Here is a 24,937-nt window from a genome sequence, read left to right as displayed (position 1 = left end):
AGTGAAACGATGCATCGCCGATGGTAGTGTGGGGTTTCCCCATGTGAGAGTAGGTCATCGTCAAGATTCATTTCGCAAAACCCCTATCTGCGCATGCAGGTAGGGGTTTTGTCTTTGCGGCGCAAATATCCCCGGTCCTGCCCGCCCCCCTGTAGGAGCAGGGTGCAACGCCAGGTATGCGGGCCCTTTTCCTATGCAAGCCAACAGCCCATGGCTATCATGCGTGCCTTATTCCAAGTCGAGACTGGCATGCTGAAGTTGTTGAATCTCCTCAAGGATGGCCGGTTCCATTCCGGAGAAGCTCTGGGGGCAGCCCTCGGGGTGAGTCGCAGCGCCGTTTGGAAGCAGCTGCAGCACCTGGAAAGCGAGCTGAACCTCACCATTCACAAGGTTCGTGGGCGCGGCTATCAGCTAGCGGCACCACTGGCTTTGCTCGAAGCGCAGGCAATCGCCAGGTTTGCCGAAGGCGAGCAGTGGCCGGTTTTCATTCACGAAATCATCGACTCGACCAACGCCGAAGGCTTGAGGCTTGCCAATCAAGGGCAAGTAGCGCCATTTCTCGTCCTGGCCGAGCGGCAAAGCGCCGGCCGCGGCCGACGTGGCCGCCAATGGGTCAGCCCATTTGCCGAAAACCTCTATTACAGCCTTGTCTTGCGTGTGGATGGTGGCATTCGCCAGCTCGAAGGCTTGAGCCTGGTGGTAGGCGTTGCAGTAATGCGCACGCTGCAGGCGTTCGGGGTAAAAGATGTAGGGCTCAAATGGCCCAATGACGTGTTGGTTCGCGGGCAGAAGATCACTGGCATTCTCCTGGAGCTGGTGGGTGACCCGGCCGATGTCTGTCATGTGGTACTGGGTATCGGTATCAATGTGAACATGCAGGTCAATGACCAGGTCGACCAGGAGTGGACCTCGATGCGGCGTGAGGTGGGCGCGGCTATAGACCGTAACCACTTGGTGGCTTCGCTCAATCAGCAAATGCAGCACGAATTGGCACGCCATCGTCGCTACGGGTTTGCCGCATTCCAGGAGGAGTGGGAGCAGGCGCACCTTTGGCAGGGGCGCAATGTTTCACTGGTTGCCGGTAATACGCGCATCGATGGCGTGGTTCTTGGCGTCGACGGGCAGGGCGGCTTGCGCCTTGAGGTAGACGGAGTTGAAAAGAGCTTCAGTGGTGGTGAGCTCAGTTTGAGGTTGCGTGATGATTCTTGAGCTCGATTGCGGTAACAGCTTCATCAAGTGGCGCGTGATTCATACCGCTGATGCAGTGATTGAAGGTGGCGGGATCGTCGATTCAGATCAAGCGCTGCTGGCCGAAGTGGCTGCGCTGGCTTCAGTGCGTCTGACAGGTTGCCGCATTGTCAGTGTGCGCAGCGAGGAAGAAACCGATGCGCTTTGTGCGTTGATTGCCCAGGCATTTGCCGTGCAGGCGCATGTTGCGGTTCCGGCACGGAGCATGGCCGGTGTGCGCAACGGTTATGACGACTACCAGCGGTTGGGCATGGACCGTTGGCTCGCTGCGCTGGGTGCATTTCACCTGGCCAAGGGCGCATGCCTGGTGATCGACCTTGGTACCGCCGCCAAAGCAGACTTTGTGGCTGCAGACGGCGAGCACCTGGGTGGCTACATCTGTCCGGGCATGCCACTGATGCGCAGTCAGTTGCGTACCCATACCCGGCGTATCCGCTATGACGATGCCTCCGCCGAGCGCGCATTGACCAGCCTGTCGCCGGGCCGCTCTACGGTCGAAGCGGTCGAGCGTGGTTGCGTGTTGATGCTCCAGGGCTTTGCGCGTACCCAGCTTGAGCAGGCGCGTTCGCTGTGGGGTGAAGAATTCGCGGTGTTCCTCACTGGGGGTGATGCGCCGCTGGTAAGAGAGGCCGTGCCGCAGGCGCGTGTCGTCCCTGACCTGGTTTTCGTTGGCCTGGCCATGGCCTGCCCATTGGATTGAGGTGCCTATGCGTTGGTTGTTTCTGTTGTTACTGGTGCTCAACGTCTTCTATTACGTGTGGCATCAGCAGGAAGCACCGCTGAAGGTCAAGGAAGTCGCCCCGCTGTCTCTGTACAAGGGGAATCAGCAGGAAATCCGTCTGTTGCGTGAAACGGGTGTGTCGGCACCGCCCAGGCGCCGTGACGAATGCCTGGTAGTGGGGGGTGTGGCAGGGCAGGAGCAGCTGGATGCACTACGTCAGCGCTTGCTGAGCCTGGATATTGCCACCTTGCCGGTGGTGGGGCAGCTGCCTGGAGCCGATGGTCGCTGGCTCAAGGTTGCCCCGGAAAGCGAGCGTTTACTGGACCAAACGGTCCTTTCGGCTCTTTCCAATGATTTCAAAGACTTAAAACATAAAATTATTTTCTGCCAGGGTATTGCAACTGGTGAATAGCTTGATAGAATGGCGCCCGCTTCACAGGGAACATCACTCAGGTGGTAGAACTGGAAGCGGTGTCAAAGCAGCTAAGTTTCAGATTTGATTGAAAAAATTTGAAAAAACGCTTGACACTAGGGCGGCAGACACATAGAATGCCGGCCACATCTGGAGGGATTCCCGAGCGGTCAAAGGGGACGGACTGTAAATCCGTTGCGAGAGCTTCGAAGGTTCGAATCCTTCTCCCTCCACCAGTTTTAGCGAGAGCCGCAAGCTCCGCGGGTATAGTTTAGTGGTAGAACCTCAGCCTTCCAAGCTGATGATGCGGGTTCGATTCCCGCTACCCGCTCCAAGTTTGCCGGATTTTGCACAAAGTGTTTCGCTCTTGTAGCTCAGTTGGTAGAGCACACCCTTGGTAAGGGTGAGGTCAGCGGTTCAAGTCCGCTCAAGAGCTCCATATAAACAAGGCAGATATGAAAATATCTGCCTTTGTTTTATCAGCGCAAGACTATTTCTTCTGCGGAGGATTGTATCGATGGCTAAGGAAAAGTTTGATCGTTCCCTTCCCCACGTTAACGTCGGCACTATCGGCCACGTTGACCACGGTAAGACCACTCTGACCGCAGCTCTGACTCGCGTCTGCTCCGAAGTTTTCGGTTCGGCAGTCGTTGAGTTCGACAAGATCGACTCGGCTCCGGAAGAAAAAGCGCGCGGTATCACCATCAACACCGCTCACGTCGAGTACAACTCGAACATTCGTCACTACGCTCACGTTGACTGCCCAGGTCACGCTGACTACGTGAAGAACATGATCACCGGTGCTGCCCAGATGGACGGCGCGATCCTGGTTTGCTCGGCCGCCGATGGTCCGATGCCACAAACCCGTGAGCACATCCTGCTGTCCCGTCAGGTTGGCGTTCCGTACATCGTGGTCTTCCTGAACAAGGCTGACCTGGTAGACGACGCTGAGCTGCTGGAACTGGTCGAGATGGAAGTTCGCGACCTGCTGTCCACCTATGACTTCCCAGGCGACGACACTCCGATCATCATCGGTTCGGCTCGTATGGCGCTGGAAGGCAAAGACGACAACGAAATGGGCACCACCGCTGTCAAGCGTCTGGTTGAAACTCTGGACAGCTACATCCCAGAGCCAGAGCGCGCTATCGACAAGCCGTTCCTGATGCCAATCGAAGACGTATTCTCGATCTCGGGTCGTGGTACCGTTGTTACCGGCCGTATCGAGCGTGGTATCGTCCGCGTTCAGGATCCGCTGGAAATCGTTGGTCTGCGTGACACCACCACCACCACCTGCACCGGTGTTGAGATGTTCCGCAAGCTGCTGGACGAAGGTCGTGCTGGCGAGAACTGCGGCGTTCTGCTGCGTGGTACCAAGCGTGACGACGTTGAGCGTGGCCAGGTTCTGGTCAAGCCAGGTTCGGTCAAGCCGCACACCAAGTTCACCGCAGAAGTCTACGTCCTGTCGAAGGAAGAAGGCGGTCGTCACACTCCGTTCTTCAAAGGCTACCGTCCTCAGTTCTACTTCCGTACCACTGACGTGACCGGTAACTGCGAACTGCCGGAAGGCGTTGAAATGGTAATGCCAGGTGACAACATTCAGATGACTGTTACCCTGATCAAGACCATCGCAATGGAAGACGGTCTGCGCTTCGCTATCCGTGAAGGCGGTCGTACCGTCGGCGCCGGCGTCGTAGCAAAAATTATTGAATAAGTAGTTGATTTACTTGATCAGGCCGGTATAATGGCCGGCCTGATACAGCGTTACAGGTCAGTAGCTCAATTGGCAGAGCGACGGTCTCCAAAACCGTAGGTTGGGGGTTCGATTCCCTCCTGACCTGCCATTTCACTTCGGTGTGATGGCTTTCTTCTTACAGGATCCTCCTCGATGACTCCCAAAACTGAAGCCCAAGAATCGCGTTTTGATCTATTCAAGTGGCTGGCTGTAGTTGCTTTGGTGGTTGTAGCTGTTGTGGGTAATCAATATTACTCCGCGTCTCCGATCCTGTATCGCGTCCTCGCACTTCTCGTCCTGGCTGCTGTCGCGGGCTTTGTAGCTCTGCAGACTGCGAAGGGCAAGTCGTTCTTTGCGCTGGCGAAGGAAGCTCGTACCGAAATCCGTAAAGTCGTGTGGCCGACCCGCCAGGAAACCACCCAGACCACGCTGATTGTCGTGGCTGTCGTGCTGGTTATGGCACTGCTGTTGTGGGGTCTTGATTCCCTGCTCGGCTGGGCGGTCTCCCTGATCGTTGGCTAAAGGTGTCCCGTGGCTAAGCGTTGGTATGTTGTGCATGCTTACTCGGGTTACGAGAAGCATGTAATGCGCTCCCTGATCGAGCGCGTCAAGCTGGCTGGCATGGAAGACGGTTTCGGCGAGATCTTGGTTCCGACCGAAGAAGTCGTCGAAATGCGCAACGGCCAGAAGCGCAAGAGTGAGCGTAAATTCTTCCCTGGCTATGTACTGGTCCAGATGGAGATGAACGAAGGGACTTGGCACTTGGTCAAGGATACCCCTCGCGTGATGGGCTTCATTGGCGGTACCGCAGATAAGCCTGCACCGATCACCGATAAAGAAGCTGAGGCTATCCTGCGTCGCGTTGCCGACGGCAGCGACAAGCCGAAGCCCAAGACGCTGTTCGAGCCAGGTGAAGTGGTTCGTGTCATTGACGGTCCGTTCGCTGACTTCAATGGTAGTGTCGAAGAAGTTAACTACGAAAAGAGTCGCCTCCAGGTGGCGGTGCTCATTTTCGGTCGCTCTACTCCGGTGGAGCTCGAGTTCAGCCAGGTCGAAAAGGTCTAGGCGGACGAAGCATCCCAAACCCCGCAGCCCTGTGTGTTGCGGGGTTTTGTCGTCACTGGGATAAAACGCAAGTCATCCGGGGAGCCATCAGGCGTTCGTACCCGATTTTGGAGTAGCTCATGGCTAAGAAGATTCAGGCTTACATCAAGCTGCAAGTTAAGGCCGGCCAGGCCAACCCAAGCCCACCCGTTGGTCCAGCACTGGGCCAACACGGTGTGAACATCATGGAATTCTGCAAGGCTTTCAACGCCCGTACTCAGGGTCAAGAAGCCGGCCTGCCGACTCCTGTGATCATCACTGTCTACAGCGACCGTAGCTTCACCTTCGAGACCAAGAGCACCCCTGCCTCGGTTCTGCTGAAGAAAGCTGCTGGCCTGACCAGTGGTTCGGCTCGTCCGAACACCGTTAAAGTCGGTACCGTTACCCGCGCTCAGCTGGAAGACATCGCCAAGGCAAAACAGGCTGATCTGACCGCTGCTGACCTGGACGCTGCTGTACGCACCATCGCTGGCTCTGCCCGCAGCATGGGCCTGAACGTGGAGGGTGTGTAATGGCTAAGCTGACCAAACGCCAAAAGGCAATCGCCGAGAAAATCGAAGCAGGCAAGTCCTACAACTTCGAAGAAGCGGCAACTCTGCTGGCCTCGCTGCCTGCTGCCAAGTTCGTCGAGTCCTACGACATCGCCGTTAACCTCGGTGTTGACCCGCGTAAATCCGACCAGGTCGTTCGTAGCGCTACTGTGCTGCCACACGGCACTGGCAAGACCGTTCGCGTTGCCGTCTTCACCCAGGGTCCAGCTGCTGAAGCCGCTCTGGCTGCCGGCGCTGACCGCGTAGGTATGGACGATCTGGCTGCCGAAATGAAAGCCGGCGACCTGAACTATGACGTAGTCATCGCATCGCCTGATGCCATGCGCGTTGTAGGTCAGCTGGGTCAGGTTCTGGGTCCTCGCGGCCTGATGCCTAACCCGAAAGTTGGTACCGTTAGCCCAGACGTAGCCACTGCCGTGAAAAACGCCAAGGCTGGTCAGGTTCGCTACCGTACCGACAAAAACGGTATCATCCACACCTCCGTTGGCAAGGTCGGCTTTGAAGCTGGCAAGCTGAAGGAAAACGTTGAAGCCCTGATCGCTGATCTGAAGCGTATCAAGCCAGCTTCCTCGAAAGGTATTTACGTCAAGCGCGTTACCCTGAGCACCACCATGGGCCCAGGTCTGGTCATCGATCAGAGCTCGCTGAACGTGTAAGAACATGGCGGTGCGACTCGTCGCGCCGCCAGCAAAAATTGGGGTCCCTGCCTGGCGGGGGCTATCCAAGACCGTAGGTGGCGCAAGCCTTAAAACACCAGCCCACGCAGATGGTGCTCCCGATTCGTTACCGAATCAGACACCAAAACGACATCCGGCTTCGGCCAGATGAAACGGTAAAAACCAGGAGTAAACCCGTGGCAATTAAACTCGAAGACAAGAAGGCCATCGTCGCTGAAGTCAACGAGGCTGCCAAAGTCGCTCTGTCCGCTGTTGTGGCTGATGCCCGTGGTGTGACTGTAGGCGCAATGACCGGACTCCGTAAAGAGGCCCGCGAGGCTGGCGTTTACGTACGTGTCGTACGTAACACCCTGCTCAAGCGCGCTGTTGAAGGCACCGAATTTTCGATCCTCAGCGACGCGTTCAAAGGCCCGACCCTGATTGCTTTCTCCAACGAACACCCGGGCGCTGCTGCTCGTCTGTTCAAAGAGTTCGCCAAGGGTCAGGACAAGTTCGAGATCAAGGCAGCTGCGTTTGACGGCAATTTCATTGCAGCGAACCAGATCGACGTGTTGGCTACCCTGCCGACCCGCGACGAAGCTATTGCACGACTGATGAGCGTTATTCAAGGCGCCACCAGCAAGCTGGCTCGTACTCTGGCAGCCATTCGCGACCAGAAAGAAGCTACCGCTGCCTAAGGCACGCGAACTCTTTCAAAATCATTTGTTTAATTTGATGGCTGCGTAGGCCTTCACCCCAATACAGGATTTAAGTCATGTCCCTGACTAACGAGCAAATCATCGAAGCAATCGGCCAGAAAACCGTTCTGGAAGTTGTTGAGCTGATCAAAGCAATGGAAGAAACCTTCGGCGTGACCGCTGCTGTTGCCGCTGCTGGCCCAGCTGCTGCTGCCGCTGTTGTTGAAGAGCAGACCGAGTTCAACGTTGTTCTGGTTGAAGCCGGCGAGAAGAAAGTGAACGTGATTAAAGCCGTTCGCGAGCTGACCGGTCTGGGCCTGAAAGAAGCCAAAGAGAAAGTCGATGGCGCTCCTCAGGTTGTAGCTGAAGGCGTTTCGAAAGAAGCCGCTGAAGACGCTAAGAAGAAGCTGGAAGAAGCAGGCGCTAAAGTCGAGCTGAAGTAATCTCGACTTTGCGATGCCAGCCTGAGCGTTGAGCACAAGGCTGATGGCTGGTGGCTTATGCCACCGGCCTTTTTCCGTTATTGGCGGTCGGTCAAGCCGGCCCCGATAACAAGCTGCAAGACACCCACGTGGGTGGCGCAAACCAAGGGGTTTGCACGATTTTCTGGCTGCTCCCGCCGGGAGAAGCCAAACAAGCAGGTGACCAAGCTGGGGAACGCTGATGGCTTACTCATACACTGAGAAAAAACGTATCCGCAAGGACTTTAGCAAGTTGCCGGACGTCATGGATGTGCCTTACCTCCTGGCCATCCAGCTGGATTCGTATCGCGAATTCCTGCAAGCGGGAGCATCCAAGGATCAGTTCCGCGACGTCGGCCTGCACGCGGCCTTCAAATCGGTATTCCCGATCATCAGCTACTCCGGCAATGCTGCCCTGGAGTACGTAGGCTATCGCCTGGGCGAGCCTGCCTTCGATGTTAAGGAATGTGTCCTGCGTGGCGTGACCTTCGCGGTCCCACTGCGGGTCAAGGTGCGCCTGATCATCTTCGACAAGGAATCGTCGAACAAAGCGATCAAGGACATCAAAGAGCAAGAAGTCTACATGGGTGAAATCCCCCTGATGACTGAGAACGGTACCTTCGTTATCAACGGTACCGAGCGTGTGATCGTTTCCCAGCTGCACCGTTCGCCTGGTGTGTTCTTCGACCACGACCGTGGCAAGACTCACAGCTCCGGCAAGCTGCTGTACTCCGCTCGCATCATCCCTTACCGCGGTTCGTGGCTGGACTTCGAGTTCGACCCGAAAGACTGCGTGTTCGTGCGTATCGACCGTCGCCGCAAACTGCCGGCGTCGGTGCTGCTGCGCGCCCTGGGTTACAGCACTGAAGAAGTGCTCAACACCTTCTACACCACCAACGTGTTCCACATTTCCGGCGAAAAACTCAGCCTGGAACTGGTACCGCAGCGTCTGCGTGGTGAAGTTGCAGTCATGGACATCCATGACGAAACCGGCAAAGTCATCGTTGAGCAGGGCCGCCGTATTACTGCGCGCCACATCAATCAGCTCGAGAAGGCCGGCGTCAAGCAGCTGGACGTTCCAATGGAATACGTCCTGGGTCGCACCACTGCCAAGGCCATCGTGCACCCGGCCACTGGCGAGATCCTGGCCGAGTGCAATACCGAGCTGACCACCGATCTGCTGATCAAAGTCGCCAAGGCACAGGTCGTCCGTATCGAGACCCTGTACACCAACGACATCGATTGCGGTCCGTTCATTTCCGACACACTGAAGATCGACACCACCAGCAACCAGCTGGAAGCTCTGGTCGAGATCTATCGCATGATGCGTCCAGGCGAGCCGCCGACCAAGGATGCTGCCGAGACCCTGTTCAACAACCTGTTCTTCAGCGCCGAGCGTTACGACCTGTCCGCAGTTGGCCGCATGAAGTTCAACCGTCGTATCGGTCGTACCGAGATCGAAGGTTCGGGCGTGCTGAGCAAGGAAGACATCGTCGAGGTCCTCAAGACCCTGGTCGATATCCGTAACGGCAAAGGCATCGTCGACGACATCGACCACTTGGGTAACCGTCGCGTTCGTTGCGTCGGCGAGATGGCCGAAAACCAGTTCCGCGTTGGCCTGGTGCGTGTAGAGCGCGCGGTCAAGGAACGTCTGTCGATGGCGGAAAGCGAAGGCTTGATGCCGCAAGACCTGATCAACGCCAAGCCGGTTGCGGCGGCGGTGAAAGAGTTCTTCGGTTCCAGCCAGCTGTCCCAGTTCATGGACCAGAACAACCCGCTCTCCGAGATCACCCACAAGCGCCGCGTCTCTGCACTCGGCCCGGGCGGTCTGACCCGTGAGCGTGCTGGCTTCGAAGTCCGTGACGTACACCCGACCCACTACGGCCGTGTGTGCCCGATCGAGACCCCTGAAGGTCCGAACATCGGTCTGATCAACTCCCTGGCAGCCTATGCCCGCACCAACCAGTACGGCTTCTTGGAAAGCCCGTACCGCGTGGTGAAGGAAGGCGTTGTCAGCGACGACATCGTGTTCCTGTCGGCAATTGAAGAAGCGGACCACGTCATCGCCCAGGCTTCGGCCGCGATGAACGACAAGAAGCAACTGATCGATGAGCTGGTAGCTGTTCGTCACCTGAACGAATTCACCGTCAAGGCGCCGGAAGACGTCACCCTGATGGACGTTTCGCCGAAGCAGGTTGTTTCTGTTGCTGCGTCGCTGATTCCGTTCCTCGAGCACGACGACGCCAACCGTGCGTTGATGGGTTCGAACATGCAGCGTCAGGCTGTACCGACACTGCGTGCCGACAAGCCGCTGGTAGGTACCGGCATGGAGCGCAACGTTGCCCGTGACTCCGGTGTCTGCGTGGTAGCTCGCCGTGGTGGCGTGATCGACTCGGTCGACGCCAGCCGTATCGTTGTTCGCGTTAATGACGACGAAGTGGAAACCGGCGAAGCAGGTGTAGATATCTACAACCTGACCAAGTACACCCGTTCGAACCAGAACACCTGCATCAACCAGCGTCCGCTGGTGAGCAAGGGTGACAAAGTTCAGCGTAGCGACATCATGGCCGACGGCCCGTCCACCGACATGGGTGAACTGGCGCTGGGTCAGAACATGCGCATCGCGTTCATGGCATGGAACGGCTTCAACTTCGAAGACTCCATCTGTCTGTCCGAGCGTGTGGTTCAGGAAGATCGCTTCACCACCATCCACATTCAGGAACTGACCTGTGTGGCGCGTGACACCAAGCTTGGCCCAGAGGAAATCACTGCGGACATCCCGAACGTGGGTGAAGCTGCACTGAACAAACTGGACGAAGCCGGTATCGTTTACGTGGGTGCTGAAGTCGGCGCTGGCGACATCCTGGTTGGCAAGGTCACGCCAAAAGGCGAAACCCAGCTGACTCCGGAAGAAAAACTGCTGCGTGCCATCTTCGGTGAGAAGGCCAGTGACGTTAAAGACACCTCCCTGCGCGTGCCAACCGGCACCAAGGGTACCGTCATTGACGTGCAGGTCTTCACCCGTGATGGCGTCGAGCGCGACAGCCGCGCCCTGGCCATCGAGAAGATGCAGCTGGACGAGATCCGCAAGGACCTCAACGAAGAGTTCCGCATCGTCGAAGGCGCAACCTTCGAACGTCTGCGTTCTGCTCTGAACGGCCAGGTGGTCGACGGTGGCGCGGGCCTGAAGAAAGGCACCGTGGTCACCGACGAAGTGCTGGACGGTCTGGAGCACGGCCAGTGGTTCAAACTGCGCATGGCTGAAGATGCACTGAATGAGCAGCTGGAAAAGGCTCAGCAGTACATCGTCGACCGTCGCCGTCTGCTGGACGACAAGTTTGAAGACAAGAAGCGCAAGCTGCAGCAGGGCGATGACCTGGCACCTGGCGTACTGAAGATCGTCAAGGTCTACCTGGCAATCCGCCGTCGCATCCAGCCGGGTGACAAGATGGCTGGTCGTCACGGTAACAAGGGTGTTGTCTCGGTAATCATGCCGGTTGAAGACATGCCGCACGATGCCAACGGTACTCCGGTCGACGTCGTACTGAACCCGCTGGGCGTACCTTCGCGTATGAACGTTGGTCAGATCCTTGAAACCCACCTGGGCCTCGCGGCCAAGGGCCTGGGCGAGAAGATCGACCGCATGATCGAAGAGCAACGCAAAGCCGCTGAGCTGCGCGTATTCCTGACCGAGGTCTACAACGAGATCGGTGGTCGTCAGGAAAACCTCGCCGAGTTCACCGACGAAGAGATCCTGGCCCTGGCCCACAACCTGAAGAAAGGCGTGCCAATGGCTACCCCGGTCTTCGATGGTGCCAAGGAAAGCGAGATCAAGGCCATGCTGAAGCTGGCCGATCTGCCAGAGAGCGGCCAGATGGTGCTGTTCGATGGCCGTACCGGCAACAAGTTCGAGCGTCCAGTGACCGTTGGTTACATGTACATGCTCAAGCTGAACCACTTGGTGGACGACAAGATGCACGCGCGTTCCACTGGTTCCTACAGCCTGGTTACCCAGCAGCCGCTGGGTGGTAAGGCGCAGTTCGGTGGTCAGCGTTTCGGGGAGATGGAAGTGTGGGCGCTGGAAGCATACGGCGCGGCATACACCCTGCAAGAAATGCTCACAGTGAAGTCGGACGACGTGAACGGCCGTACCAAGATGTACAAGAACATCGTGGATGGCGATCACCGTATGGAGCCGGGCATGCCCGAGTCCTTCAACGTGTTGATCAAAGAGATCCGTTCGCTCGGTATCGATATCGATCTGGAAACCGAATAACACGTGACGCGAAGGGGAGTGGGGCAGGTATTGCCCGCTCCCTGCTCCGCCAGGAGGAAAGGCCTTGAAAGACCTACTGAATTTGCTGAAAAACCAGGGTCAAGTCGAAGAGTTCGACGCCATCCGTATCGGGCTGGCGTCACCTGAGATGATCCGTTCGTGGTCGTTCGGTGAAGTTAAGAAGCCGGAAACCATCAACTACCGTACGTTCAAACCTGAGCGTGACGGCCTGTTCTGCGCCAAGATCTTTGGCCCAGTCAAGGACTACGAGTGCCTGTGCGGCAAGTACAAGCGCCTCAAGCACCGCGGCGTAATCTGCGAGAAGTGCGGCGTTGAAGTTGCCCTGGCCAAGGTTCGTCGTGAGCGCATGGCGCACATCGAACTGGCCTCGCCGGTTGCCCACATCTGGTTCCTGAAGTCGCTGCCGTCCCGTATCGGCCTGCTGATGGACATGACCCTGCGTGATATCGAGCGGGTTCTCTACTTCGAGAGCTACGTCGTTATCGACCCAGGCATGACCACCCTTGAAAAGGGTCAGCTGCTGAACGACGAGCAGTACTTCGAAGCGCTGGAAGAGTTCGGTGACGACTTCGACGCCCGCATGGGTGCCGAGGCTGTCCGCGAGCTGCTGCACGCTATCGACCTGGAGCACGAGATCGGTCGCTTGCGTGAAGAGATTCCGCAGACCAACTCGGAAACCAAAATCAAGAAGCTGTCCAAGCGCCTGAAGCTGATGGAAGCTTTCCAGGGCTCGGGCAACCTGCCTGAGTGGATGGTCCTGACCGTACTGCCAGTACTGCCGCCGGACCTGCGTCCGCTGGTACCGCTGGATGGCGGCCGCTTCGCGACCTCCGACCTGAACGACCTGTATCGTCGGGTGATCAACCGTAACAACCGTCTGAAGCGCCTGCTCGATCTGTCCGCGCCGGACATCATCGTGCGCAACGAAAAGCGCATGCTGCAGGAAGCGGTCGACGCCCTGCTGGACAACGGCCGTCGCGGTCGCGCCATCACCGGCTCGAACAAGCGTCCGCTGAAGTCCCTGGCCGACATGATCAAAGGTAAGCAAGGTCGCTTCCGTCAGAACTTGCTCGGTAAGCGTGTTGACTACTCTGGTCGTTCGGTAATTACCGTAGGCCCGACCCTGCGTCTGCACCAGTGCGGTCTGCCGAAGAAGATGGCCCTCGAGCTGTTCAAGCCGTTCATTTTCGGCAAGCTGGAAATGCGCGGTCTGGCGACCACCATCAAAGCTGCCAAGAAGATGGTCGAGCGCGAGCTGCCAGAGGTCTGGGACGTTCTCGCTGAAGTGATTCGCGAACACCCCGTACTGCTCAACCGTGCACCGACCCTTCACCGTCTGGGTATCCAGGCGTTCGAGCCTGTGCTCATCGAAGGTAAGGCCATCCAGCTTCACCCGCTGGTCTGTGCCGCGTACAACGCCGACTTCGACGGTGACCAGATGGCCGTTCACGTGCCGCTGACCCTGGAAGCTCAGCTCGAAGCGCGCGCGCTGATGATGTCGACCAACAACATTCTGTCGCCAGCCAACGGTGAGCCAATCATCGTTCCGTCGCAGGACGTTGTACTGGGTCTGTACTACATGACCCGTGAAGCCATCAACGCCAAGGGCGAGGGTCGCGTATTCGCCGACCTGCAGGAAGTCGACCGCGTATTCCGCGCCGGCGAAGCTGCGCTGCACGCGAAAATCAAGGTCCGTATCAACGAGACCGTGAATGACCGTGATGGCAGCTCGACCAAGAACACCCGTATCGTCGACACCACCGTCGGCCGTGCGCTGCTGTTCCAGGTTGTGCCAGCAGGCCTGCCGTACGATGTCGTCAACCAGCCGATGAAGAAAAAGGCGATCTCCAAGCTGATCAACCAGTGCTACCGCGTGGTTGGTCTGAAAGAGACCGTTATCTTCGCCGACCAGCTGATGTACACCGGTTTCGCGTACTCCACCATCTCTGGCGTGTCCATTGGTGTGAACGACTTTGTCATCCCGGATGAGAAAGCGCGCATCATCAACAGCGCTACCGATGAAGTGAAGGAAATCGAGAGCCAGTACGCCTCCGGCCTGGTAACCCAGGGCGAGAAGTACAACAAGGTCATCGACTTGTGGTCGAAGGCGAACGACGAAGTGTCCAAGGCGATGATGGCCAACCTCTCGAAAGAGAAAGTCATCGACCGCGAAGGCAAAGAAGTCGAGCAAGAGTCCTTCAACTCGATGTACATGATGGCTGACTCCGGTGCGCGGGGTTCCGCTGCCCAGATCCGTCAGCTGGCCGGTATGCGTGGCCTGATGGCCAAGCCGGACGGCTCGATCATCGAGACGCCGATCACCGCGAACTTCCGTGAAGGTCTGAGCGTACTTCAGTACTTCATCTCGACTCACGGTGCTCGTAAAGGTCTGGCGGATACCGCCTTGAAGACTGCGAACTCCGGTTACCTGACCCGTCGTCTGGTAGACGTTGCGCAAGACCTGGTTGTGACCGAGATCGACTGCGGTACCGACCAGGGCTTGCTGATGACTCCGCACATTGAAGGCGGTGACGTTGTAGAGCCGTTGGGTGAGCGTGTACTGGGCCGTGTCATCGCCCGTGACGTGTTCAAGCCAGGCACCGAGGACGTCATCGTTCCTGCCGGTACCCTGGTAGACGAGCAGTGGGTCGAGTTCATCGAGCTGAACAGCATCGACGAAGTTATCGTGCGTTCGCCGATCAACTGCGAAACCCGCTTCGGTATCTGCGCCAAGTGCTACGGTCGTGACCTGGCGCGTGGTCACCAGGTGAACATCGGTGAAGCTGTCGGCGTTATCGCTGCACAGTCGATCGGTGAGCCAGGTACCCAGCTGACCATGCGTACGTTCCACATCGGTGGTGCTGCAAGCCGTACTTCGGCTGCCGACAGCGTCCAGGTGAAGAACGGCGGTATGGTACGTCTGCACAACCTGAAGCATGTCGTGCGCGCCGATGGCAACCTGGTAGCTGTTTCGCGTTCCGGTGAGCTGGCCATTGCCGACGAATTCGGTCGTGAGCGTGAGCGTTACAAGCTGCCTTACGGTGCGGTGATTTCGGTCAAGGAAGGTGAAAAGGTCGAAGCTGGCGCCATCGTCGCCAAGTGGGACCCGCACACCCACCCGATCGTTACCGAGCTGAAAGGTACCGTGACCTTCGTGGGCATGGAAGAAAACATCACCATCAAGCGTCAGACAGACGAACTGACCGGCCTGACCAACATTGAAGTACTGGACGTCAAGGATCGCCCTGCCGCAGGCAAGGAAATCCGTCCGGCAATCAAGATGGTCGACGCCAATGGCAAGGACCTGTACCTGCCAGGTACTGACGTACCGGCGCAGTACTTCCTGCCGGCCAACGCCTTGGTGGGTGTTGCTGACGGTGCCCAGATCGGTGTTGGTGACGTTATTGCGCGTATCCCGCAAGAAACGTCGAAGACCCGTGACATCACCGGTGGTCTGCCACGCGTAGCTGACTTGTTCGAAGCGCGTCGTCCGAAAGAAGCCTCGATTCTGGCTGAAGTCAGCGGTACCATCGCGTTCGGTAAAGAGACCAAGGGCAAGCGTCGTCTGGTCATCACTCCGACCGACGGTAGCGATCCGTACGAAGAGCTGATTCCGAAGTGGCGCCACCTGAACGTCTTCGAAGGCGAACAGGTAAACCGCGGCGAAGTTATCTCCGACGGCCCGAGCGATCCGCACGACATCCTGCGTCTGCTGGGTGTGAGCGCGCTGGCGAAGTACATCGTCAACGAGATCCAGGACGTTTACCGTCTGCAAGGCGTTAAGATCAACGACAAGCACATCGAGACCATCCTGCGTCAGATGCTGCGCAAGGTCGAGATCTCGGAGTCGGGCGATTCCAGCTTCATCAAGGGCGACCAGATGGAACTGACTCACGTACTGGTCGAGAACGAGCGTCTCGCCGGCGAAGACAAGTTCATCTCGAAGTTCACTCGCGTGCTGCTGGGTATCACCAAGGCGTCGCTGTCGACCGAGTCGTTCATTTCCGCGGCTTCCTTCCAGGAAACTACCCGCGTACTGACCGAAGCGGCGGTAACCGGCAAGCGCGACTACCTGCGCGGCCTGAAAGAGAACGTCGTCGTGGGTCGTCTGATCCCGGCGGGTACTGGTCTGGCCTACCACAGCGAGCGCAAGCGTCGCCGTGAAGCCGACAAACCGCTGCGTGTAAGCGCCAGTGAGGTGGAAGCCGCACTGACCGAAGCGCTGAACTCCAGCGGTAACTAAGTACAGGGCAGGGCCCCGGCAAGCCTCGCTCGGCCATCGGTGACATGAATTGTTGCCGATGATCGGGCGAGGAGGGCCGGGGCCTTGTCTTGACTGGGTGCAAGATCCTCCGTAGACTTTTGTACCCTTAAATTTGGTGAGGCTCCGTCTCGCCAATTTTTGGCTTTCTTGCAAGACAATAGAGTCGCAAGACAATCAGTGGAGCTAGTAGATGGCAACTATCAACCAGCTGGTACGTCAGCCGCGTAAGCGTTCGGTCGAGAAATCCGACGTTCCTGCGCTGCAGAACTGCCCGCAACGTCGTGGCGTGTGCACCCGTGTGTACACCACCACGCCGAAAAAACCTAACTCGGCACTGCGTAAAGTATGCCGTGTGCGTCTGACCAACGGTTTCGAGGTTTCCTCGTACATCGGCGGTGAAGGCCACAACCTGCAAGAGCACAGCGTCGTCCTGATCCGTGGCGGCCGTGTAAAAGACTTGCCAGGTGTTCGTTACCACACCGTTCGCGGCTCTCTGGATACTTCGGGCGTTAAAGGCCGTAACCAGGGTCGTTCGAAGTACGGTACCAAGCGTCCGAAGTAATCGGCCGTTTGCACATATCCATTTTTTTGAGTCGATAAGAGTAAGGTCGGGCAGGGGTCGTAGACCCGCGTCCCGGGCTAACCTGAAGACCGTTTGAGGGCTTATCATGCCAAGACGTCGTGTAGCAGCAAAACGTGAGATTCTGGACGATCCTAAATACGGATCCCAAATCCTCGCCAAGTTCATGAACCACGTGATGGAAAGCGGCAAGAAGGCCGTGGCCGAGCGCATCGTTTACGGTGCACTGGACAAGGTCAAAGAGCGCAAGAACAGCGACCCCCTGGAAATCTTCGAGAAAGCTCTCGACGCCATCGCTCCGCTGGTCGAAGTAAAGTCCCGTCGTGTCGGCGGTGCCACTTACCAGGTTCCGGTTGAAGTTCGTCCATCCCGTCGTAATGCTCTGGCAATGCGCTGGCTCGTAGACTACGCCCGCAAGCGTGGCGAGAAGTCGATGGCTCTGCGCCTGGCTGGCGAGCTGCTGGATGCCGCTGAAGGCAAAGGTGCTGCAGTCAAGAAGCGTGAAGACGTTCACCGTATGGCTGAAGCCAACAAAGCGTTCTCGCACTACCGCTTCTAATTCAGGCATCAATCATTCTGCGAGGGCTTTATGGCTCGTACTACAGCAATTAACCGCTACCGTAACATTGGTATCTGTGCCCACGTTGACGCGGGCAAGACCACCACTACCGAGCGGATCCTGTTCTACACAGGCCTGAGCCACAAGATGGGCGAGGTGCATGATGGCGCCGCGACCACCGACTGGATGGTGCAGGAGCAGGAGCGGGGTATCACCATTACCTCCGCTGCCGTTACCACCTTCTGGAAAGGTTCTGTTGGTCAGTATGACAACTACCGTGTAAACGTTATCGATACCCCCGGCCACGTTGACTTCACCATTGAAGTAGAGCGTTCGCTGCGCGTACTCGACGGCGCGGTCGTTGTGTTCTGCGGTACCTCCGGCGTCGAGCCTCAGTCCGAAACCGTATGGCGTCAGGCCAACAAGTACGGCGTTCCACGTGTTGTCTACGTGAACAAGATGGACCGTGCCGGTGCTAACTTCCTGCGCGTCGTAGGTCAGATCAAGAACCGTCTGGGTCACACCCCGGTTCCTGTTCAGCTGGCCATCGGTTCGGAAGATAACTTCCAGGGTCAGGTCGACCTGATCAAGATGAAGGCTATCTACTGGAACGACGACGACAAAGGCACCACTTATCGCGAGGAAGAAATTCCTGCCGATATGCTGGAGCTGGCTCAAGAGTGGCGCTCCAACATGGTTGAAGCGGCTGCCGAGTCCAGCGAAGAGCTGATGAACAAGTACCTGGAAGGCGAAGAGCTGACCGTCGAAGAGATCAAAGCCGGTCTGCGCGCGCGCACCCTGGCCAGCGAGATCGTACCGGCTGTCTGCGGTTCGTCGTTCAAGAACAAGGGTGTTCCCCTGGTTCTCGACGCCGTCATCGACTACCTGCCTGCTCCGACCGAGATCCCTGCAATCCAGGGTATCAACCCGGACGACAAGGAGCTGGACAAAGAAGATCCGGCTGTTCGTAAAGACGTGCGTCACGCTGACGACGACGAGCCGTTCTCGGCTCTGGCGTTCAAGATCGCGACTGACCCGTTCGTGGGTACTCTGACCTTCGTTCGCGTCTACTCGGGCGTTCTGACCTCCGGTGACTCCGTCATCAACTCGGTCAAGGGCAAGAAAGAGCGCGTTGGTCGTATGGTGCAGATGCACGCCAACCAGCGTGAAGAGATCAAGGAAGTGCGCGCTGGCGACATCGCTGCACTGATCGGCATGAAAGACGTGACCACGGGCGAAACCCTGTGCAACGCCGACAAGCCAATCATCCTTGAGCGTATGGACTTCCCAGAGCCGGTCATTTCGCTCTCCGTTGAGCCGAAAACCAAGGCTGACCAGGAGAAGATGGGTATTGCACTGGGCAAGCTGGCCCAGGAAGACCCGTCGTTCCGCGTCAAGACCGACGAAGAGACTGGTCAGACCATCATCTCGGGCATGGGTGAGCTGCACCTGGACATCCTCGTTGACCGCATGAAGCGCGAGTTCAACGTCGAAGCCAACATCGGCAAGCCGCAGGTTTCGTACCGCGAGAAGATCACCAAGTCCAACGTCGAGATCGAAGGCAAGTTCGTTCGTCAGTCGGGCGGTCGTGGTCAGTTCGGTCACTGCTGGATCCGTTTCTCGGAGCCAGATCAGGACGAAAAAGGCAACATCACCGAAGGTCTGGTGTTCTCCAACGAAGTCGTTGGTGGTGTGATTCCTAAGGAATTCATCGCCCCGATCCAGAAGGGTATCGAAGAGCAGATGAAGAACGGCGTTGTTGCCGGCTATCCTCTGATCGGCCTGAAGGCCGCGGTATTCGATGGTTCGTATCACGACGTCGACTCCAACGAAATGGCGTTCAAAATCGCCGCTTCGATGGCGACCAAGCAACTGGCCCAGAAGGGCGGTGGCGTGGTTCTCGAGCCGATCATGAAGGTTGAAGTTGTAACCCCGGAAGACTACCTGGGTGACGTGATGGGTGACCTGAACCGTCGTCGTGGTCTGGTCCAGGGTATGGATGAATCGGTCTCTGGCCGTGTCGTCCGCGCTGAAGTACCGCTCGGAGAGATGTTCGGTTACGCAACCGACGTTCGTTCCATGTCTCAGGGTCGCGCAAGCTACTCCATGGAATTCTCCAAATACGCCGAAGCTCCGTCGAACATCGTCGAAGCACTCGTTAAAAAACAAGGCTAATCCCCTTTAGGCAAGAGGTTCACTGTCGTGGCTAAAGAAAAATTTGATCGTTCCCTTCCCCACGTTAACGTCGGCACTATCGGCCACGTTGACCACGGTAAGACCACTCTGACCGCAGCTCTGACTCGCGTCTGCTCCGAAGTTTTCGGTTCGGCAGTCGTTGAGTTCGACAAGATCGACTCGGCTCCGGAAGAAAAAGCGCGCGGTATCACCATCAACACCGCTCACGTCGAGTACAACTCGAACATTCGTCACTACGCTCACGTTGACTGCCCAGGTCACGCTGACTACGTGAAGAACATGATCACCGGTGCTGCCCAGATGGACGGCGCGATCCTGGTTTGCTCGGCCGCCGATGGTCCGATGCCACAAACCCGTGAGCACATCCTGCTGTCCCGTCAGGTTGGCGTTCCGTACATCGTGGTCTTCCTGAACAAGGCTGACCTGGTAGACGACGCTGAGCTGCTGGAACTGGTCGAGATGGAAGTTCGCGACCTGCTGTCCACCTATGACTTCCCAGGCGACGACACTCCGATCATCATCGGTTCGGCTCGTATGGCGCTGGAAGGCAAAGACGACAACGAAATGGGCACCACCGCTGTCAAGCGTCTGGTTGAAACTCTGGACAGCTACATCCCAGAGCCAGAGCGCGCTATCGACAAGCCGTTCCTGATGCCAATCGAAGACGTATTCTCGATCTCGGGTCGTGGTACCGTTGTTACCGGCCGTATCGAGCGTGGTATCGTCCGCGTTCAGGATCCGCTGGAAATCGTTGGTCTGCGTGACACCACCACCACCACCTGCACCGGTGTTGAGATGTTCCGCAAGCTGCTGGACGAAGGTCGTGCTGGCGAGAACTGCGGCGTTCTGCTGCGTGGTACCAAGCGTGACGACGTTGAGCGTGGCCAGGTTCTGGTCAAGCCAGGTTCGGTCAAGCCGCACACCAAGTTCACCGCAGAAGTCTACGTCCTGTCGAAGGAAGAAGGCGGTCGTCACACTCCGTTCTTCAAAGGCTACCGTCCTCAGTTCTACTTCCGTACCACTGACGTGACCGGTAACTGCGAACTGCCGGAAGGCGTTGAAATGGTAATGCCAGGTGACAACATTCAGATGACTGTTACCCTGATCAAGACCATCGCAATGGAAGACGGTCTGCGCTTCGCTATCCGTGAAGGCGGTCGTACCGTCGGCGCCGGCGTCGTAGCCAAAATCATCGAGTAATCACTCGACCGATTGAAAAAGGCCTCCGCTCAGCGGGGGCTTTTTTTATTGGGTTGACACTAAATTGGGGCGTCTATAGAATCACGCCTCCTTTTAGCGGGCGTAGTGCGTCCGTTGGGAACAGCCTGGAGTCTGAAATCCAATGCAAAATCAGCAAATCCGTATCAGGTTGAAGGCTTTCGACCATCGCCTGATCGACCAATCCACCCAGGAAATCGTGGAAACCGCGAAACGTACTGGTGCACAAGTGCGTGGTCCGATTCCACTGCCTACCCGCAAAGAGCGTTTCACCGTTCTGGTCTCCCCGCACGTCAACAAAGACGCGCGTGACCAGTACGAGATTCGCACTCATAAGCGTGTTCTGGACATCGTCCAGCCAACGGATAAAACCGTTGACGCGCTGATGAAGCTTGATCTGGCGGCAGGTGTGGAAGTTCAGATCAGCCTCGGCTAAGACTTCGGTCTAGTCGTGTAACGCTCTGAAATGGGCGGCCATAGCGGGTGAAAGCCCCGTACACTCATGAGGTTTACAACATGACTATTGGTGTAATCGGTCGCAAATGCGGTATGACCCGCATTTTCACCGAAGAAGGTGTCTCCATTCCGGTCACGGTCATTGAGATCGAACCGAATCGCGTCACCCAGTTCAAAACTGAGGAAACCGATGGCTACCGTGCAGTGCAAGTCACTGTCGGCGAGCGTCGTGCTTCGCGTGTGACTGCCGCTCAGGCAGGCCACTTCGCCAAGGCTAACGTTGCCGCTGGTCGCGGTGTTTGGGAGTTCCGTCTTGAAGAAGGCGATTTCCAGGCTGGCGATCTGATCAAAGCTGAACTCTTCACTGCAGGCCAGCTGGTAGACGTTACTGGTCAGTCCAAAGGTAAAGGCTTCGCCGGTACCATCAAGCGCTGGAACTTCCGTGGTCAGGACAACACCCACGGTAACTCCGTGTCGCACCGTGTGCCTGGTTCCATCGGCCAGTGCCAGACTCCTGGTCGTGTGTTCAAGGGCAAGAAAATGTCCGGTCACATGGGCGCCGAGCGCGTGACTGTTCAGTCCCTGGAAGTAGTTCGCGTAGACGCTGAACGCAACCTGCTGCTCGTCAAGGGTGCCGTTCCTGGCGCTACTGGCGGCGACGTGGTTGTACGTCCAGCTGTCAAGGCTCGCGGTTAAGGGGAAACTGACATGCAACTCAATGTAAATGACGCTCAGGCGATCGAAGTTTCCGAACTGACTTTCGGTGGCGAATTCAACGAGACGCTGGTTCACCAAGCAGTCGTGGCCTACATGGCCGGCGGCCGTCAGGGCACCAAGCAGCAAAAGACCCGTTCCGACGTGGCTGGTGGCGGTAAGCGCCCATGGCGTCAGAAGGGTACTGGTCGTGCTCGTGCTGGTACCACTCGTGGTCCGATCTGGCGTGGCGGTGGTGTAACCTTCGCAGCTCGCCCTCAAGATCACTCGCAGAAGCTCAACAAGAAGATGTACCGCGCAGCTCTGCGCTCCATCCTCGCTGAGCTGGTGCGTAGCGACCGTCTGGTCGTGGTTCAGGACTTCGCTGTTGAAGCACCGAAAACCAAAGATCTGCTGAACAAGCTGAACGGCATGGGTCTGAGCGACGTACTGATCGTCTCCGACGCTGTTGATCAGAACCTGTACCTGGCTGCTCGCAACCTGCCGCACGTCGATGTACGTGACGTACAGGGTTCCGACCCGGTCAGTCTGATCGCATACGAGAAAGTGTTGATCACTGTCTCGGCCGTGAAGAAATTCGAGGAGCTGCTGGGATGAACCAGGAACGCGTATTTAAAGTCCTCCTTGGCCCGCACGTTTCCGAGAAGGCTACCGTTCTGGCTGAGAAAAAAGGCCAGTTCGTATTCAAGGTTGCTACCGATGCAACCAAGCTGGAAATCAAGAAAGCTGTCGAAGGCCTGTTCAACGTAAAAGTTGAAAACGTGTCGACTGTTAACGTTCTGGGTAAAACCAAGCGTACCGCACGTGGTCTGGGCAAGCGCAATGACTGGAAGAAGGCGATCGTCTCCCTTCAGCCAGGCCAAGATCTCGATTTCAGCAGCAGTGCTGAGTAAGGAAGGGGTGCATCATGGCAATCGTTAAATGCAAACCGACTTCCCCTGGCCGCCGTTTCGTGGTCAAGGTGGTCAACAAGGAGCTGCACAAAGGCGCTCCTCACGCACCGCTGCTCGAGAAGAAATCGAAGTCTGGTGGTCGTAACAACAATGGCCGTATTACCACTCGTCACGTTGGTGGTGGTCATAAGCAGCATTACCGTCTGGTCGACTTCCGTCGCAACGACAAAGATGGCATCCCAGCCACTGTCGAGCGTATCGAATACGATCCAAACCGTACTGCTCACATCGCCCTGCTGTGCTACGCAGACGGTGAGCGTCGCTACATCATCGCCCCTAAAGGCGTGAGCGCTGGCGACCAGCTGATCGCAGGTGCCCTGGCCCCAATCAAGGCCGGTAACTCCCTGCAGCTGCGCAACATCCCAGTAGGTAGCACCATTCACGGCGTCGAACTGAAGCCGGGTAAAGGTGCTCAGATCGCTCGTTCCGCTGGTGCTTCGGCTCAGCTGATCGCTCGTGACGGCGTATACGTGACTCTGCGTCTGCGTTCCGGTGAAATGCGTAAAGTGCTGGCTGAGTGCCGTGCGACCCTGGGCGAAGTCTCGAACTCCGAGCACAGCCTGCGTTCGCTGGGTAAAGCAGGTGCCAAACGCTGGCGCGGCGTTCGCCCAACCGTTCGTGGCGTTGCCATGAACCCGGTTGACCACCCACATGGTGGTGGTGAAGGTCGTACCTCCGGTGGTCGTCATCCGGTATCGCCATGGGGCTTCCCAACCAAGGGTGCTAAAACCCGTGGTAATAAGCGTACCGACAACATGATCGTCCGTCGTCGCAAGTAACTAGAGGGATACGACAGTGCCACGTTCTCTGAAAAAAGGTCCTTTTATCGATCTTCACCTGTTGAAGAAGGTCGAAGTGGCGGTGGAGAAGAACGATCGCAAGCCAGTTAAAACCTGGTCGCGTCGCTCGATGATCCTGCCACAAATGGTCGGTCTGACCATCGCGGTTCACAACGGTCGCCAGCATGTTCCAGTTCTCGTGAACGAAGACATGGTCGGCCACAAACTGGGCGAGTTCGCCGGTACCCGCACCTATCGCGGGCACGTGGCTGACAAGAAAGCCAAGCGTTAAGGGGTAAGGAAATGGAAGTAGCCGCTAAGTTGTCGGGCGCTCGCATCTCCGCCCAGAAAGCCCGCTTGGTCGCCGACCAGATCCGCGGGAAGAAGGTGGGCGAAGCGCTCAACCTGTTGGCCTTCAGCAGCAAAAAAGCCGCTGAAATCATGAAGAAAGTCCTCGAGTCGGCCGTAGCCAACGCCGAACACAACGAAGGCGCAGACGTTGATGACCTGAAGGTCTCCACCGTCTTCGTCAACGAAGGGCGTTCGCTGAAGCGTATCATGCCACGTGCCAAAGGCCGTGCTGATCGCATCGTCAAGCGGTCTTGCCATATCACTGTCAAGGTTGCGGACAAGTAACGGAGTCGATCAGATGGGTCAGAAAGTACATCCCACTGGCATTCGCCTGGGAATCGTCAAGGAGCACACCTCCGTCTGGTACGCAGACGGTGCTACTTACGCAGATTACCTCTTGAAGGATCTGAAAACGCGTGAGTACCTCCAAGACAAACTAAAAAGCGCGTCCGTAAGCCGTATCGATATTCATCGTCCGGCTCAAACTGCACGCATCACCATCCACACTGCTCGTCCCGGTATCGTTATCGGCAAGAAAGGTGAAGATGTTGAGAAGCTGCGTCAGGACCTGACCAAGCAGATGGGTGTGCCTGTGCACATCAACATCGAAGAGATCCGCAAGCCGGAACTCGACGCTATGCTGGTTGCGCAGAGCGTAGCTCAGCAGCTGGAACGCCGCGTAATGTTCCGTCGCGCCATGAAGCGCGCCGTACAGAACGCCATGCGTATTGGTGCCAAGGGCATCAAGATCCAGGTGAGCGGTCGTCTCGGCGGTGCCGAGATTGCTCGTACCGAGTGGTATCGCGAAGGTCGTGTGCCTCTGCACACCCTGCGTGCCGATATCGACTACAACACCTACGAAGCTCACACCACTTACGGTGTGATCGGTGTGAAGGTTTGGATCTTCAAAGGCGAAGTTATTGGTGGTCGCCAAGAAGAACTGAAACCACAAGCACCAGCGCCTCGTAAAAAAGCTGCTAAGTAAGG

24 protein-coding genes and 4 tRNA genes are annotated in these 24,937 nt (G+C 57.2%); all 28 read left to right on the top strand.

What is annotated here, in order from left to right; all coding sequences use genetic code 11:
* Positions 1–249 precede the first annotated feature (249 nt).
* The 28 genes from birA to rpsC all read left to right on the top strand — a co-directional run bounded on the left by birA (position 250) and on the right by rpsC (position 24,935).
* Entirely contained in the window at positions 250–1,209 is a 960-nt protein-coding gene (gene birA / locus WF331_RS13405) for a bifunctional biotin--[acetyl-CoA-carboxylase] ligase/biotin operon repressor BirA (protein WP_063426603.1), read from the top strand.
* A complete protein-coding gene (locus WF331_RS13400) occupies positions 1,199–1,948 on the top strand; it encodes a pantothenate kinase (RefSeq protein ID WP_340622992.1) in 750 nt (249 codons plus the stop codon). Before birA ends, WF331_RS13400 begins: the two co-directional genes overlap by 11 nt.
* 7 nt (positions 1,949–1,955) lie before the next feature.
* Positions 1,956–2,381, top strand: a complete 426-nt coding sequence (locus WF331_RS13395; protein ID WP_284365391.1) for a hypothetical protein — start codon at positions 1,956–1,958, stop codon at positions 2,379–2,381.
* 152 nt (positions 2,382–2,533) lie between these two features.
* A tRNA-Tyr gene (locus WF331_RS13390) sits at positions 2,534–2,617 on the top strand.
* Positions 2,618–2,641: 24 nt separating this feature from the next.
* Positions 2,642–2,715: transfer RNA gene (locus tag WF331_RS13385), tRNA-Gly, on the top strand.
* A 29-nt stretch (positions 2,716–2,744) separates the two neighbouring features.
* Positions 2,745–2,820, top strand: a tRNA-Thr gene (locus tag WF331_RS13380).
* Between the two features lie 78 nt (positions 2,821–2,898).
* A complete protein-coding gene (gene tuf, locus WF331_RS13375) occupies positions 2,899–4,092 on the top strand; it encodes an elongation factor Tu (protein WP_016497741.1) in 1,194 nt (397 codons plus the stop codon).
* Positions 4,093–4,146: 54 nt separating this feature from the next.
* A tRNA-Trp gene (locus WF331_RS13370) sits at positions 4,147–4,222 on the top strand.
* Between the two features lie 44 nt (positions 4,223–4,266).
* Complete coding sequence (gene secE / locus WF331_RS13365) at positions 4,267–4,635, top strand: preprotein translocase subunit SecE (protein WP_016484648.1); 369 nt, start codon at positions 4,267–4,269, stop codon at positions 4,633–4,635.
* A 9-nt stretch (positions 4,636–4,644) separates the two neighbouring features.
* Entirely contained in the window at positions 4,645–5,178 is a 534-nt protein-coding gene (nusG, locus tag WF331_RS13360; RefSeq protein WP_003255501.1) for a transcription termination/antitermination protein NusG, read from the top strand.
* Between the two features lie 119 nt (positions 5,179–5,297).
* Positions 5,298–5,729: a 50S ribosomal protein L11 gene (rplK, locus tag WF331_RS13355; RefSeq protein ID WP_003255500.1), complete on the top strand. Its 432-nt coding sequence runs from the start codon at positions 5,298–5,300 to the stop codon at positions 5,727–5,729.
* Complete coding sequence (gene rplA / locus WF331_RS13350; protein WP_012270232.1) at positions 5,729–6,424, top strand: 50S ribosomal protein L1; 696 nt, start codon at positions 5,729–5,731, stop codon at positions 6,422–6,424. Before rplK ends, rplA begins: the two co-directional genes overlap by 1 nt.
* Positions 6,425–6,621: 197 nt before the next feature.
* Positions 6,622–7,122 (top strand): 50S ribosomal protein L10, encoded by a 501-nt coding sequence (rplJ, locus tag WF331_RS13345; RefSeq protein WP_016497742.1) that lies wholly within the window; start codon positions 6,622–6,624, stop codon positions 7,120–7,122.
* Positions 7,123–7,199: 77 nt separating this feature from the next.
* The gene (gene rplL, locus WF331_RS13340) at positions 7,200–7,565 is read left to right on the top strand and encodes a 50S ribosomal protein L7/L12 (RefSeq protein ID WP_007957596.1); all 366 of its coding nucleotides are present in this window, start codon (positions 7,200–7,202) and stop codon (positions 7,563–7,565) included.
* A 220-nt stretch (positions 7,566–7,785) separates the two neighbouring features.
* Positions 7,786–11,859, top strand: a complete 4,074-nt coding sequence (rpoB, locus tag WF331_RS13335) for a DNA-directed RNA polymerase subunit beta (protein ID WP_016484650.1) — start codon at positions 7,786–7,788, stop codon at positions 11,857–11,859.
* A gap of 64 nt (positions 11,860–11,923) precedes the next feature.
* Complete coding sequence (rpoC, locus tag WF331_RS13330) at positions 11,924–16,123, top strand: DNA-directed RNA polymerase subunit beta' (RefSeq protein WP_016497743.1); 4,200 nt, start codon at positions 11,924–11,926, stop codon at positions 16,121–16,123.
* A gap of 211 nt (positions 16,124–16,334) precedes the next feature.
* Complete coding sequence (gene rpsL, locus WF331_RS13325; protein ID WP_003255492.1) at positions 16,335–16,706, top strand: 30S ribosomal protein S12; 372 nt, start codon at positions 16,335–16,337, stop codon at positions 16,704–16,706.
* Between the two features lie 106 nt (positions 16,707–16,812).
* Positions 16,813–17,283: a 30S ribosomal protein S7 gene (gene rpsG, locus WF331_RS13320; protein WP_008089143.1), complete on the top strand. Its 471-nt coding sequence runs from the start codon at positions 16,813–16,815 to the stop codon at positions 17,281–17,283.
* A gap of 30 nt (positions 17,284–17,313) precedes the next feature.
* Positions 17,314–19,458: an elongation factor G gene (gene fusA, locus WF331_RS13315; protein ID WP_016484652.1), complete on the top strand. Its 2,145-nt coding sequence runs from the start codon at positions 17,314–17,316 to the stop codon at positions 19,456–19,458.
* 27 nt (positions 19,459–19,485) lie between these two features.
* Complete coding sequence (gene tuf, locus WF331_RS13310) at positions 19,486–20,679, top strand: elongation factor Tu (RefSeq protein WP_016497741.1); 1,194 nt, start codon at positions 19,486–19,488, stop codon at positions 20,677–20,679.
* 142 nt (positions 20,680–20,821) lie between these two features.
* Entirely contained in the window at positions 20,822–21,133 is a 312-nt protein-coding gene (rpsJ, locus tag WF331_RS13305; protein ID WP_003186070.1) for a 30S ribosomal protein S10, read from the top strand.
* Positions 21,134–21,213: 80 nt separating this feature from the next.
* The gene (rplC, locus tag WF331_RS13300; RefSeq protein WP_003257089.1) at positions 21,214–21,849 is read left to right on the top strand and encodes a 50S ribosomal protein L3; all 636 of its coding nucleotides are present in this window, start codon (positions 21,214–21,216) and stop codon (positions 21,847–21,849) included.
* A 12-nt stretch (positions 21,850–21,861) separates the two neighbouring features.
* Complete coding sequence (rplD, locus tag WF331_RS13295; protein WP_003255485.1) at positions 21,862–22,464, top strand: 50S ribosomal protein L4; 603 nt, start codon at positions 21,862–21,864, stop codon at positions 22,462–22,464.
* The gene (gene rplW, locus WF331_RS13290; protein WP_003255484.1) at positions 22,461–22,760 is read left to right on the top strand and encodes a 50S ribosomal protein L23; all 300 of its coding nucleotides are present in this window, start codon (positions 22,461–22,463) and stop codon (positions 22,758–22,760) included. The genes rplD and rplW overlap by 4 nt, the downstream gene beginning before the upstream one ends.
* Positions 22,761–22,774: 14 nt before the next feature.
* Complete coding sequence (gene rplB / locus WF331_RS13285) at positions 22,775–23,599, top strand: 50S ribosomal protein L2 (protein ID WP_008089816.1); 825 nt, start codon at positions 22,775–22,777, stop codon at positions 23,597–23,599.
* A gap of 16 nt (positions 23,600–23,615) precedes the next feature.
* A complete protein-coding gene (gene rpsS / locus WF331_RS13280) occupies positions 23,616–23,891 on the top strand; it encodes a 30S ribosomal protein S19 (protein WP_003255482.1) in 276 nt (91 codons plus the stop codon).
* 11 nt (positions 23,892–23,902) lie between these two features.
* The gene (gene rplV, locus WF331_RS13275) at positions 23,903–24,235 is read left to right on the top strand and encodes a 50S ribosomal protein L22 (RefSeq protein WP_003103908.1); all 333 of its coding nucleotides are present in this window, start codon (positions 23,903–23,905) and stop codon (positions 24,233–24,235) included.
* Between the two features lie 13 nt (positions 24,236–24,248).
* Complete coding sequence (gene rpsC / locus WF331_RS13270) at positions 24,249–24,935, top strand: 30S ribosomal protein S3 (RefSeq protein WP_003255481.1); 687 nt, start codon at positions 24,249–24,251, stop codon at positions 24,933–24,935.
* The last annotated feature ends 2 nt before the right edge of the window (positions 24,936–24,937 follow it).

The organism is Pseudomonas sp. YNh (assembly GCF_037993085.1).
GTDB classification, from domain to species: Bacteria; Pseudomonadota; Gammaproteobacteria; order Pseudomonadales; family Pseudomonadaceae; genus Aquipseudomonas; species Aquipseudomonas putida.
Note: the sequence above shows the minus strand (reverse complement) of the source record. Positions and strands in the feature narration are given on the sequence as shown.